The sequence below is a fragment of the Pseudoflavitalea sp. G-6-1-2 genome (assembly GCF_012927185.1).
Lineage (GTDB): Bacteria > Bacteroidota > Bacteroidia > Chitinophagales > Chitinophagaceae > Pseudobacter.
In genome coordinates, this window is sequence record NZ_JABBGB010000001.1 from 1674390 (window position 1) to 1688195 (window position 13806).

At 42.5% G+C, this 13806-nt stretch carries 10 protein-coding genes; 3 read left to right on the top strand and 7 right to left on the bottom strand.

The genetic code is table 11. From position 1 onward, the window contains the following. The first annotated feature begins 148 nt into the window (after window positions 1-148). Window positions 149-1321: a delta-aminolevulinic acid dehydratase gene (locus tag HHL16_RS06965; RefSeq protein ID WP_169424407.1), complete on the top strand. Its 1173-nt coding sequence runs from the start codon at window positions 149-151 to the stop codon at window positions 1319-1321. Continuing rightward, complete coding sequence (locus HHL16_RS06970) at window positions 1314-2057, top strand: WecB/TagA/CpsF family glycosyltransferase (protein WP_169424408.1); 744 nt, start codon at window positions 1314-1316, stop codon at window positions 2055-2057. Before HHL16_RS06965 ends, HHL16_RS06970 begins: the two co-directional genes overlap by 8 nt. Before the next feature lie 17 nt (window positions 2058-2074). On the opposite strand, the gene HHL16_RS06975 is transcribed toward HHL16_RS06970, so the two are convergent. The 7 genes from HHL16_RS06975 to HHL16_RS07005 form a co-directional block, all read right to left on the bottom strand. Then, on the bottom strand, window positions 2075-3334 hold the full coding sequence (locus HHL16_RS06975; protein ID WP_169424409.1) for an O-antigen ligase family protein: 1260 nt from the start codon (window positions 3332-3334) through the stop codon (window positions 2075-2077). A 5-nt stretch (window positions 3335-3339) separates the two neighbouring features. Further along, window positions 3340-5478, bottom strand: coding sequence for a bi-domain-containing oxidoreductase (locus HHL16_RS06980; protein ID WP_169424410.1), 2139 nt, complete (start codon window positions 5476-5478; stop codon window positions 3340-3342). Between the two features lie 172 nt (window positions 5479-5650). Continuing rightward, window positions 5651-7555 carry an asparagine synthase (glutamine-hydrolyzing) gene (asnB, locus tag HHL16_RS06985; RefSeq protein WP_169424411.1) on the bottom strand — a complete coding sequence of 635 codons (1905 nt, stop codon included), beginning with the start codon at window positions 7553-7555 and terminating at the stop codon, window positions 5651-5653. An 11-nt stretch (window positions 7556-7566) separates the two neighbouring features. After that, window positions 7567-8598 carry a glycosyltransferase family 4 protein gene (locus HHL16_RS06990; protein WP_169424412.1) on the bottom strand — a complete coding sequence of 344 codons (1032 nt, stop codon included), beginning with the start codon at window positions 8596-8598 and terminating at the stop codon, window positions 7567-7569. A 76-nt stretch (window positions 8599-8674) separates the two neighbouring features. After that, entirely contained in the window at window positions 8675-9766 is a 1092-nt protein-coding gene (locus HHL16_RS06995; protein WP_169424413.1) for a glycosyltransferase family 4 protein, read from the bottom strand. After that, window positions 9763-10668 carry a hypothetical protein gene (locus tag HHL16_RS07000; RefSeq protein WP_169424414.1) on the bottom strand — a complete coding sequence of 302 codons (906 nt, stop codon included), beginning with the start codon at window positions 10666-10668 and terminating at the stop codon, window positions 9763-9765. The genes HHL16_RS06995 and HHL16_RS07000 overlap by 4 nt, the downstream gene beginning before the upstream one ends. Window positions 10669-11055: 387 nt before the next feature. Next, a complete protein-coding gene (locus HHL16_RS07005) occupies window positions 11056-12342 on the bottom strand; it encodes an oligosaccharide flippase family protein (RefSeq protein ID WP_169424415.1) in 1287 nt (428 codons plus the stop codon). Window positions 12343-12498: 156 nt separating this feature from the next. Here HHL16_RS07005 and wecB point away from each other — a divergent pair, with 156 nt between their 5' ends. After that, a complete protein-coding gene (gene wecB, locus HHL16_RS07010) occupies window positions 12499-13596 on the top strand; it encodes a UDP-N-acetylglucosamine 2-epimerase (non-hydrolyzing) (protein ID WP_169424416.1) in 1098 nt (365 codons plus the stop codon). Window positions 13597-13806: the final 210 nt, after the last annotated feature.

The following is a 13806-nucleotide window of genomic DNA, read 5'->3' on the forward strand; positions in this document are numbered from 1 at the left end:
ATAGTTTTCAAATCTGTTGCGTTCCATTCTTTTTCTGCATTCTCCTGAATGTATAATTATTTCCTAAGGTACCATTGGAGTGAATATCGCTCCGATATGCCTGAATAGTGGATTTCGTTTATTTTTGCGCCTGTTCCAATCTGAAAATATGAATGTTCCGGAAGTATTTGAAAGCCTTAAAACATACTGTGAAAAGGAAGAATTCATGGGATGGGATCCCTATGATGGTCTAACCAGCAGGGTATTTCAATCACTTCCCCTGATCCGCTCGAACAAGTATTGCCGTCTTGCATGGATTCAGTTCTTCAAACGCTCTCCTGTAAATTTCAGAAAACCTGCCCTGATTGCGAAGCAGCACAATGCGAAAGGACTAGCACTTTTTCTTACTGGTTATTGCCATCTTTACCAACTACACGGTAAGAAGGAATATCTCGAAAAAATCAATTATCTCGCTAATAAGATCATTGCACTCCAAAGCCAGGGCTATGCAGGCAGTTGCTGGGGCTATTATTTCGACTGGCAGGCCAGGGCTTTTTTTCAACCTGCACATACTCCAACGGTTGTTGCTACTTCTTTTGTGGCAGATGCTCTTTTCGATGCGTATGAACTCACAAAGGAAGAAAAATATAAAGAAGTGGCCGTTTCATCAGCAGACTTCGTTCTGAAAGATCTCAACAGAACTTATGATGCCAAAGGGGATTTCTCATTTTCATATTCTCCACTCGATCATACACAGGTGTTCAACGCATCTTTGCTGGGTGCAAAACTGCTGAGCAGAGTTTATGCATATACACAGAATACTGTGTTGAAAGAAGAAGCCACTAAAGCTGTTCGTTTTGCCTGCAATTTTCAGCAACCCAATGGCGCGTGGGCATATGGTACATTGCCTTTCCATACATGGATAGATAGCTTTCATACTGGTTTCAATCTGGAATGCATTTATGCGTTTCAGAAGTATACCGGTGTTACAGATTTCAATAACCACATCGAAAAGGGGCTGGCTTACTATACTGCCAATTTTTTTACACCGGAAGGCATTTCAAAATATTATAACCAGCAAACCTATCCGGTTGATGCACATGCACCAGCACAGTTTCTGGTAACAATGGCAAAGCTGAACCGGTTTGAAGAGCACCGGCCGATGATTGAAAAGGTACTTGGCTGGACTATTCAGAACATGTACAATAAGAAAGGATTTTTTTACTACCAAAAAAGGAAACGTTTCAGCTCTAAGATCCCTTACATGCGATGGGCACAAGCCTGGATGTTTGTTGCCATGACCCATTATCTGAAAGCTACACAAACTAACCAGTATGCATAATCGAATAAATATACTCGGCACTCCTGTAGATGATCTGACAATGGAAGAAACATTATCTCTCATTTCATCCGCAATTGAAAACAAAAGAAATATTCATCATACTGTAGTGAATGCGGGAAAAATTGTTTCCATGCATGAAAATCCCGAGTTGAAAGAAAGTGTAGTTAATGCTGATCTGATCAATGCAGATGGGCAGGCTGTGGTTTGGGCTTCCAAACTGTTTGGGCATCCATTGAAGGAAAGAGTGGCCGGGATCGATCTGATGAAGAATCTGGTAGAGCTGGCCCATAAGAAAAATTACAAACTCTTCTTTTTCGGAGCAAAAGAAGAAGTGCTGAAAAAACTGGTTGATAAGTACTCGCAGCAATACAGTGCTGATATTATTGCCGGATACCGCAACGGTTATTTCAGAAAAGAAGACGAAGCTGCCATTGCCCGTCAGATCGCTGACAGTAAAGCTAATATTCTCTTTGTTGCCATCACATCACCGATAAAAGAGAATTTCCTTTATCAGAACAGGGAAATTCTGAAGAATGTGAATTTCACCATGGGAGTGGGAGGAAGTTTCGACGTGGAAGCCGGATATGTAAAAAGAGCGCCCGTCTGGATGCAACGCTCCGGCCTGGAATGGCTGTTCCGCGTATATCAGGAACCAAGGCGAATGTTCAGGCGTTACCTTACCGGCAACTGGAAATTCATTAAACTGGTGATGAAGTATAAATTCGGGAAAGCTTAGTTGCCCCAATCCTGCTGCTATCCATTTTCCTTACTGTTATCAGAAAGCAGAGGCGCTGTGTAAAGGGCAAAAAAGAACATGAAATAGTTAAAGCCCTGACTCAGTTCCAGGGTCGATTCGGTTAGCCAGGCGACCATTATGATCAACATAAACAGCTTGAAGTGCATCCATCTTTTTCTAAGATAGGCTGATACAATCATTGCCGAAAAAATCAAAAATCCAATCAGCCCGAAATTGGCAAACACCTCCAGATATTGATTGTGCGCATTATAGTTATGTAGCGCCAGATCATTGAAACCTTTTTCCAGATACGCTTCTTTTCTGATTGCCTTAATATCCCCTTCAGTAGTGCCGAACCAAAAATACCGGCTGATAATCGATAGATGAGTATCCCATTTTGCAAGCCGGATGGTGAGCAGATTTCTTTCTGTAAAATTATCGGTGATGATGAGCTTTCTTGTTCTCAGCGATTCAAGTTTTGCGAGCTTGAGCGGATTGTAATACAGAAAACCAAACGACAGCAGTACGAATAATACTTTGAGTGAGCTCCGCAGCACCATGCTAAAGCCGATCTTTTTCATGAGCGTGAAAGAGTAATGAACCAGCAATAGCAATAGAGTAAGCAGGCCGATCATTGAGTTGAGCAAAATCAAGCCTACCGTGAGAAAGCCCAGTGATAGTAAACAGATTGCTGTGCTGCGCTTTTCCTTTTGTTGATAATACTCATATGCAAGCCTCACAAGAATTACAATGCTGTGGTTCACGAACATGGCAGCATAGGTAGGGTGATAGTGGCCAAATACTCTCGTTAGACCGTAATAGGTGAATTTGTTGAATTGATTGTCTTCATCCCTGATCATTATCTGACCAGTGATAAGATAGTCACCAGTTGCATACGCTATCATTATCACCAAAGACAATATGGTAGAGACTGCAAAAAAGAGTTCAGCTTTCCGGATCAGGCTGCGTGAAATGATACCTGAATGCCCTATGAATATCGGATACAGTATCAGTGGCAGGTATACAGACAATGAGCTTAATGCATCGCCATGATTGATGGAGAAGAACGCGCCGGCGCAAACATACAGGTAAAACAGAATGGAGAAAAGGAACTGAGGCTCAGATCTGAGTATGCTCAGAGAGGAAAATCGTTTTTGAGCCAACCAGCAAACTCCGCTGAATGCTACTGAAACAATCGCCAGCTGATGAAGGCCGGAGGGAACCAACGCAGCTGTAATCAGTAGACTCCACTGATAAAGATTAGACCATTTGTTCATGCATACTAAATATCTTGTGGAAGACCTGTAATAAGGCTGTCAATGATCCTGAAAGTTGCTTTGGTGGTATAGTAGATCGATTCAAAATTGATTGGCATTTTCCCCGTTTTCAATCCTTCCATGAACGCGGCTACTTCCTGACTATGACCTTTACCCGTTAACTTGAGCTTTTTCATCTTGTTGCCACTGTAGATTTCGCCGCTTCTGAAATCATTAATGATACCTACATTTCCATTGCCGAAAATTTCCAGTTTTTCTTTTGGTAAGAACTTGTCTCCATTGGCCACATAAGTGATGGTGCCTACAGATCCGTTCTTAAACGTCAATGTTACGACAATATTATCTTTATTTATAATTTTTTCACTGTCTGCGCCAATACAGCTGGCATATACTTTTACGGGGATGGAGTCAGTGAAATACTGCATGAGGTCAATGAAGTGACACACTTCACCGATAATGCGGCCGCCACCGGTTTCTGCATGTTGCGTCCAGTGTTCTTTAGGAATAAAGCCTGCATTTATACGGTAGTTCATTACAAGCGGTTCCGGTGAATTGCTGAAAATTTTCTTCAGTTCCACAGAAACAGGCGCAAACCTGCGGTTGAAGCCAACCATCAGGTTGCCGCCATTGGCAGAAAAATATTCATTGAAAGATTCCAGTTCTTCGTCGTTCATAGCCAGCGGCTTCTCCACAAACACACTCTTTCCGGCTTTCAGTGCGGCAAGTGCGTAAGGGGCATGCAGGTTATGTGGTGTGGCGATAAAAACAGTATTGACAGATTGATCTTTCAGAACATCATCTATGTCTGAAGATGCATTGTTGAATCCGAATTTCTGCGCAACATTTTTTGAAGTGATGCCACGTGATGTTACCACCGTTTGCAGGGATCCTCCCTCACTTTTTACATTCGGAATGAGGTAACTCTGTGCAAAGCTTCCAGCCCCGATGAAGCCAACATTGATGGTCGCTGCAGGTGCAGATTTCAACGGAATAAGCGTTGAAGCCTTCTGGTCTTTTAAGGGATAGGAGAGGAGAATGGCAATATGCGGTTCCTTCACTTCACCCATTACGATCTTATAAGCAGACTCTGCTTCAGTAATATCAAATACGTGCGTGATAAGAGGCTTCACATTTATCTTTCGTTGAGAAAGTATCTGAAGAAATGCTTCCATATTCCTTTGCTCTGTCCAGCGTACATAAGCAAAAGGATAATCATTCCCATGCTCTTCATAATTCACATCGTATCGGCCAGGGCCGTATGAGGTAGAAAGACGAAGATCAAGTTCTTTTCTGTAATAATGGGGATCGCGGGGAACATCGAGCTTTACGGCTCCAACAGCGATCACTTTGCCTTTTTTGCGGGTTATTTCTCCTGCAAGTACTATTGGATCGTTGGTTGGAGTAGCTGCTGTGATGATAACGCTGTCGAATCCCTGTCCATTTGTAAATGCATCCATACGTGCCTGCAGATCGGCATCATTTCTATGAACGGCAGCATCGGCTCCCAGCTGAACTGCAAGATCTATCAGATGGCCCGACATATCGATGCCCATTACTTTGCAGCCACTGGCAGCCAGCAACTGACAGGTAAGCTGTCCAAGCAGCCCCAGCCCTATCACACAAACCACTTCTCCGAGTTTTACCTCTGCCTGGCGAACTCCCTGTAAGGCAATGGCGCCAAGCGTTGTAAAGCTGGCTTCTTCATCTGTAACATTATCGGGGATTTTAACCACGAGATTCTGAGGGATGCAAACTACTTCTGCATGAGAAGCATAATCCTGGCCGGCACATGCAACGCGGTCGCCTGGTTTGAAATAACTGTTGCTATCCATCGAAGCCATCACCTGCCCCGCAGTGGCGTAGCCAAGTGCCTTCAATGAATCCAGTTTGGTGCGTACTTTTTCCAGTGTGGCTTTAAGCCCTTCTTTTCTGATATTGTTCAAAACCTGTGCAACAAGATCAGGCCTTTGCCTGGCCTTGCCAATGAGATTTGATTTGGCAACTTTCACTGTGCTTCTCTCCGTACCTGCGCTGATCAATGAAAAAGTATTCTGAACCAATACCATGTTGTTCGACAATGATGGAACGGGAACATCATCTACATATAATTGTCCTGTCTTGAAATTCTGAATTACCTGTTTCATTTTTGATACGTTTATCCAAGGATGCCATCCATAGGGGGTTGTAATTGAATTACTTCTCACCTGATTTGCAATTCCTGAAGCTTGCGATGTCAGCAGTATGTGAGAGAGAACCTGAACGGGGCATTAAAGGGCACAATTTATATTATAATCCAGAGAACTATGAAAAAAACTATCATTGGTCAACGAAGTTCCTGAACCATAATTCCACGGTCAGAAGCTGGTACAGCCTGTATGCATTATCCTCTTTTCCAGACCGGTCATTTTCAATCAGTTTGCTGATATAATCGTAATTGAAAATTCCTCTTTTGTTTACTGAAGACTGGGAGAGGAGGTCGTTAACGAGTGGTTGAAGATCGCCACTTATCCAGCTGCGGATAGGTGCTCCGAAAGATGCTTTAGGGCGGTAAATAATATCCTGAGGAAGATATTTTTCAGCCACCTTTTTCAATATGTATTTCGATTGTTTGTTCTTGTACTTGATGCTGCCAGGCATGTTCATGGCTGTTTCCACCACCAGCCTGTCAATAAACGGAACCCGCACTTCCACAGAAGCTGCCATGGACGCCTTGTCTGTATAAGAGAGATTCAGGCCCTGCATGAACATATGCAGGTCTGTATGGCAAATCTGATTGATCAGCTCTCCTTTTCTGAATTGATTGAAAAAAGTTGAATGCTGATTCCGGAGCCATGTATAAGACTGCGAAATATCACATTTAAACAATTGCTGCAGTTCCGACTGATCGTAGTAAGAATAACTGCGCATATAACTTTCTTCAACAGGAAGGTCTGCAAAAGATAAAAAGCGTTTAGCCCATCTTGTTAGTTTGACGCCTTTGCTTCCAATCTTAACGGGGAGGAGGCGAACGGTTCCGCTTATTATTTTTCTGATGAACGAAGGCAGCTTTCTGTAGTTGCCTGCTATGAGAGTAGCTTTCTGCCGGCGATACCCGAAGAATATCTCATCGGCACCCATTCCCGACAACAATACTTTTACTCCTTTGGATCTTGCTTCTTTGCAGATCAGCCATGTATTGATGGCTGCAGGGTCACCGATTGGTTCATCAAGAGTATACACCATCGATTTCAGATCGCCTACAATATCTGCATTGATCAGTATCTCATGATGGTCAAACGAAAACTCTTTTGCCAGCTTACGTGCGTACATTTCATCTTCGGGCATCTGTTCTGCCTTCTTGTCTTCATCTGTAGTAGCAATGGTATAGGTTGACAGCTTTTCAATATGCTTTGATGCCATTACGGAAATAAGTGATGAATCGAGGCCACCACTCAAAAAGCAGCTTACCGGAACATCGGCGATCATGTGGCGGGCAATGGTTGCCTGCATACATTCATCGAGTTTTTCAATGAGTTGTGATTCACTCAGCTGCTCATCTTTTGTTTGCGGGAGCTTCCAGTATTGCTGTATAACCGGAGATATTTTTTCATTTTTGGTATCTATCGTCATACAATGCGCCGGCGGAAGTTTATGCGCATGCTCGAACATGGTGATGGACCCGGGAACCCAGAGATAATTCATCGCTCCGGCAAGACTGGTTAGGTTGATCGTTTTATCGAATCCCGGGAGTCTTACCAGTGTTTTAAGCTCTGATGAAAATGCAAACTGATTTCCGATCTGTGTATAAAAAAGCGGTTTGATACCGAGATGGTCTCTCGCTATGAAAAGTATGCCTGTTTCCGTATCGAAAATGGCAAAAGAAAACATGCCGGTCAGCATATTGAGGCATTCTTCTTTTTTATATCGGTAAAGCTCAAGCAACACCTCTGTGTCTGAGGTTGTTTTGAATTGAATATCCGGAACCAGTTGTAACAGATGATCTTTCAATTCCTGATAATTGTAGATTTCTCCGTTGAAGATAATTACCAGATTGCCTTTGATCAGGGGCTGATCTGCACGGCCATTGAGATCAATGATCGATAAACGCTGATGTGCGAATGCAATATTGCCTTCGATCCACTGATGTTGACCGTCGGGCCCGCGATGCTGCTGGATCTTGTTTGCCTGCCGAACGATTTTTTCAGCTTCCGGGAAATTGATAAAACCTGCTAATCCACACATAATATTAATACTTAGTTCAATATCTGATTGAGTATGCTTACTTCGTTTGCTTCGTATGTTTTCATGGTGTAGCGATTCAGGAATTTTTGTCTTCCTTTTTCGCCCATTGCTCTGCTGAGTGATACATTATTGGCGAGCACTTCCATTTTTTCTGCAAACCCTGCTGCGTCTTCGCAGGAAGGTATCACAAATCCTGTTTCGCCGTCGTCGATCATTTCGCTGATTGCTCCGATATTGCTGGCTATTACCGCTTTTCCGGCCTGCATGGCTTCGAGAATTACCAATGGATAGGTGTCGTTTTTTGTTGGTGATACCAGAACATCTGCATTTGAAATGATCTGCAGCTTGTCGTTTCCATATAATGGTCCGGGTACTTCTACCTTACCTGTAAGGTTATATTCCTGAATTTTTTGCCGTACGTCTTCAATGGTTACATTGAAGGGAGCGCCTACAATCAGAGCCTTGAAATCAACATTTCTGCTGTGCAGCATTTTCAGTGCATCGAGAAAAGTATAAATGCCTTTGTCTTTTATCAGATTGGAAAGAAAAAGAAAAACAGGTTTTCCGGAAGGCATTTTTTCAGGAAAGTTGTAATTGGGAATACTGTTTGGTTGAATAAATGGAACCGGACCTTCATAAACAGCTTCTATGTCGGCCTGCAATACTTTTGCCAGTGATATTACAGATGAATTACGGAAAATGAATTTTGCCACCCTTCTTTTGATAGCTGATTTTTCCGCTCCTTCTTTTATGCCTACACCATGCAGGTGATATGCGATGCGTACTCCAAAACATTTGATCAGTGCGATGTAAATGGCATCTCTGTAAAATGCTGCTCCGAGTGGAGCGAGTGTGAAGTAAACCAGTTGTGGTCGCCATCTGATCAGTGATGAGAGGAGTTTGAAAAAGATTACAATCATCACCCAGACTTTTTTAAAGCTGGGTTTACTGATGTCGGCCAGGTTTTCTACAAAGCGGAGTTCAAGAATACGGCAATCGAATGCTTCGTTCACGTCTTTGCTGTCAACAATAGCTTTATTCATATAGGCCGCCCCGTGAACAGGCGGTGGTAGTTGCACAACAAATAATATCTTCTTTTTTTGCGGCTTCATACAATACTTAGCGATTCTTTTTCATTACAAATTCAAATGCGTTCAGAATGGCTTCAGCCGCTTCTTTGCTATTGATCTGTGCTGCACTTTGCACAGCATTATCGGAGAACGTTTGCCATCGACTTTCATTTTGTAAAAGTTCAAGGCATTTTTCTATCCATTTATCTTCTTCCAACGGAAGAACAAAGCCATTGATGTTGTTCATCACAAGTTCGTCGGAGCATCCTGCATATGGTGTGGTTATCACAGGAGTACCTGCTGATAAGGATTCATGCGCTACTACGCCCCATGCATCGAATGATGTGGGGAAAAGAAAGATCCTGCTCTGGCCGTAATATTCCGGCAGTTCACTTTGCTGAGCGTGCCCTGGGTACGAATAGTTGATGCCGGCGTTATTGAGGTTTTCCAGTATACGATCTTTCAAAGGACCAGCTCCCAATAGAAGAATGCGCAGGGAGGGGTATTTTTTCTGTACCCCCAGAGCAACGCGTACAAAGAATTCCGGATTTTTACGGTCAATCAGCTGACCTGCAAATAACAGGTCGTACAGTCTTTGCTGGTGGCTGTAATTGTTGGCGAACTTCGTATGGTCGATGCTGTAATGAGTAACGAAAATTTTCTTTTCATTTCCGAACCTCCTGAAGTATTCCTTCCCTTTATTGCTGCAGGCGAGTAATGCCTGACTGCTTCCATAGATCAGCTTGCGGATGAGCATATGGATGCTGCCGAGATGTTCTTCCGATTTTTCCCATGCATCAGAAATTGCAATATGCTTTTTGCGGAAAAGCTTTGTGTAAGCGATACCATAGAGCATGGTAGGATTAAAGCCTCCAGTGACAACAATATCCGGATTGTACTTTTTCAGCAACCCCCAAATCTCTTTGTTATTGTGAACAACGGTACTTCCATCTTTCTTCACATTGTATTTCTCTTTCAGAAATACATGTTTGAATTTCATTTCAGGAAGCTCCCATTGTCTGTTAGGTTCAATTGAGCTGCAGAAAAATATGGTGAAATCATCTTTGAGATGTCCGCTAAGATAATTCCAGGTTGCTATCCAGTAGGGTGCGGGAATATTAGTGATTAATGCAATTCTCATATATTTCTGATCTCCAGCCGATTGATTGTTGCCAGGGTAAATAAATGCGTCATAAGGCCAAAAGGAAATAATACCGTCTCTTCAAATAGCCATACTGCCATCAAAAAGAGCATGAAAAACAATGAGAGGAATTCCTTTCTTTTAAAAAACCTCAGGAAATAATGTGCAAAAATGAACAAAAAAACCAATAATCCCAGAAAACCGAGTTCCAGAAACAATATCAGGTAAGAGCTCTCTGTGAGAGAGGACAAAGACATATTGATACCAGGAATGGCCGCCTTATTCTTGAGATAGGCTTCTTTATTGTTTTGATAGAGGAAGTTGCTCCAGTTGCTTTCTTTGTAGGTGTGAAGTACGGCTTCATTCAGTTTGTCGCGACCGGTTGTATGCATTGTCAGCGTTCTGTCATTGTTGAGAACGTTGCTTTTATTACTTCCTAAAAGGGTAATTGAAGTTATGAAAATCAGATAGATAACCGGAGCGAATGCCAATGGCCGGGAAGTTTTGAACTTTTTGATGGCAATCAGCAGGATGAACATAAATGAAAGACCGAGATAAATGCGGCTTCTGATAAAAATGAAAACGAGGAACAGGCCTAATACAGCAAGGTAGGATGCCCATTTCAGCCAGTTTTGCTTTTTGTTGTTTTCCAGTGAAATAAAAACATTCACCAGAAAAACCAGCGCAGCAAGCGCTGTAAGTGTCAGGGCATTGTGGGAGCCGGTAATGAATTTATACCTCATGGCCCCTGTATCCATAACAACGTAAAATGAAGGAACGAGTATTCCGGCAACCATCGCTATCGTATACAGAATTATCAGGCCTGCTGCAACCAGTGAAAATTCTTTGTCTGGATTGTTCAGTTTATCGAGATATATCCAGAGAATACAAATCGAAAGCATGAATCTCAATATATCAAAGGAGGGTGTAATAATAATGGCGGGGATAATCAGCGCCAGTGTGATAAATGGCTTCCAGGAAACTAAAAGCCTTTTTGCGTTGACCGCAATAAAAGTGAGGCTGGCTAAAGGAGAGAGCTTTGTCAGTAAAACATTAAGGTCTGAAATGAACTTAAGTAAAATTGGAATCGTTAGGTCAAATGGCTTCAGGATAGGTTTAATCCATGCTTGGTTTCGCATCAGGTTTTGATTGAATGTTGTTGCAAATATGAGAACTTGTCCAGTGAGGGAATCGTTATTTTTCCCTGTGGTCACGGTCTAAGACAAAATAAATAAAGGGGGCCGTGGGCATGGATTGGGATCCTGCTTCCATTTATGAAAACTTTAACGTTATTGCCCGCGTTGTTCTTCAGGCAGATTTTGTCTGATTACCCTATTATACAAAATCATGCCGGTTATAAGCGTAATTGAATCAATCACTATTTTAACGATAAGTGCTGCAGTAAGTCCGTAAACAGGCAGAAAAATAAGCAGCAACAGAATATTAATAGCCGCTGCCATTATCTGTATCAGAAAAACCAGTCTGTCTTTGCCTGTAACAATGAGGCCATCGCTGATATAGGCACTGGAGAGTGCAGTTAACAAAGGATAGAAGGCCATCATTCGCATGATGTAAATTATCTTTTCATGATAATCACCATACACCACTTTAATAATGAATGGTGCAAATAACAATATTCCTGCAGCGAGAATGATATTGGCCCAGAAAAGTATGAAAATGTATATCCTGAATTTCTTCTGGTAGGCAGCTTTATCGCTGATCCAATCTTTTGCGAGAGTTGGGAAAAAACTTTGCTTCAATGGCAAAAGCAATATCACGCTGAAAGCGATGATGATTTTCAAAGCGGCCGAATAACTTCCGAGGTACTCAGCGCCAAGAAACAGGCCCAGCATGAGTGCGGATAAGTTCATGGTCACCTGAAACAGGAGGCCGTTGGTAAGGAAAATATATACACCTGCTTTCAGGCAGCTGATTACTAATGAAAAGCTTTGCCAGATAAAACGGATAGAGAAATATTTTCTGATCAGTATGATGCTGATCATTCCTATGAGAAGAAAGCTGAGTGAGTAGTTGAGGTTGATGAGCTCATAATCCTGCTTCGACCGTACGAAAATAAAAATGAGTGCAGTTGACACTACCTTAATCAGAAAGTTCAGAAAAACCAGTACTCTTATCTTGCCGAGTCCCTGAAAAATATATGGCTGATATAATAAATGGCCCGCCACAATCAGATAAGTAGAATACATCAGCGGGTTCATGAATCTTTCCTGCCATATAAGGCATACTGCTCCAAAAATAATAGTGGATGCAATGAAGAGATATATCTTGGTGGTTACCAAAACGCTGACTGTTTTTGAAATATCTTCAGGCTGGTCGCTTATTCTTGCCAGAGAGCGTGTGCCTGTTATATGAAATTCATAATTGGTCAATGTTACGAAGTAAAGCACAAAAAGCGTGGCGAATTCCGTCATTCCAAACAGGTCAAGTCCAATAGTCCGGATAAGGTAAGCGGTGGTAATGAAAGGGAAGAGATAATTAGACATCTGGATAATGGCTACCCAGAAAATGTCCCACTTCAATTTACTGTCAAGATCCCTGATTATCGACTTGATCATGTCTGGTTTTTGGAAATAGTAGCTGACAAAGGTGCGAAGATAAGCTGAAGCAGGCTTTGAAAGCAAGCCGGGAAGTAATATTGGGAGAATACCTGAATCCTGTTAGCTTTGCACAAATTTTTGGTTCCTGCCCTCGTTGGCTAACATTTATTCTATATGAGACTTACCCTGATCGCTGGCGCCCGCCCGAATTTTATTAAGATCGCTCCGCTGATTGATGCTATTAAAGCGCACAATAATTCCGGAAAGAAGAAAATTGATTACCGTTTAGTGCACACTGGTCAGCATTATGACCGCAATATGAGCGAGAGTTTTTTTAAGGAACTGGGTATCAGTGAACCCGATGATAATCTGGGAGCAGGGGGGGGCACACAGGCCGAACAGACTGCCAACATCATGGTGCGGTTTGAAGAGCATCTGCGTAATAATCCCACAGATTGTGTATTGGTAGTGGGTGATGTAACATCTACACTTGCCTGTTCAATTGTTGCCAAGAAGATGGTGACTGATGTGGCGCATGTAGAAGCCGGCATTCGCTCCGGCGATCTTGCAATGCCGGAAGAAATCAATAGAATGGTTACCGATGCCATTACTGATCATTTCTTCACTACCTCTCATACAGCCAATGAAAATCTGCAAAAATCAGGTGTGCCAGACAGTAAGGTGCATTTTGTAGGAAATGTAATGATCGACAGCCTTCTCAAACACCAGCCGAGATTCACTCCACCAGCAATTTATGCTGAAAAGGAACTGAAGCCACAGCAATATTTTGTATTGACGCTTCACAGACCTTCCAATGTAGACGATCCTACCCACTTCTTTGCTATCATTCAGGCAATTATGGAAAGTGTAAAAGACCTGCCGGTAATTTTCCCTGTTCATCCGCGTACTGCCAGAAACATTGAGCAATCAGGGATCGTGATGCCCCCCAATCTGGTACTGGCCGAACCAATGTCTTACCTGCAGTTCAACTACCTGGTACAACAAGCCAAAGCGGTGATCACAGACAGTGGAGGTATAACCGAAGAAACTACGGTAATGGGGATCCCATGCATCACTTTGCGTAACAGTACAGAAAGGCCTGAAACCGTTACAATCGGAACGAATGAACTGATCGGAGCCAATCCGGCAGCAATTGCACCGCAGCTTGAAAAGATAATGGAGGGCAAATGGAAAAAAGGCGGCATACCCGAGTTATGGGATGGTAAAGCGTCAGAAAGAATCATCGCAATCCTATCCGGATTATATTCCTGAATGCAGTGATCAGGCATTAATATTGCATCCCCCCACAGTCAGAATTATTGAGGCAGGTTCAAAAATAATCTTAGGCACGCAACGTTTAAGCTTTAAGTGCTGTCACATAAAATGATCATTATCATCGGATATGATGCTTTTTTTAACAATTCTTCAACGCCTGAAAGGAAGGGGAAATTGAGAAAAATCGTTTTATTTGCCTGACTAGGC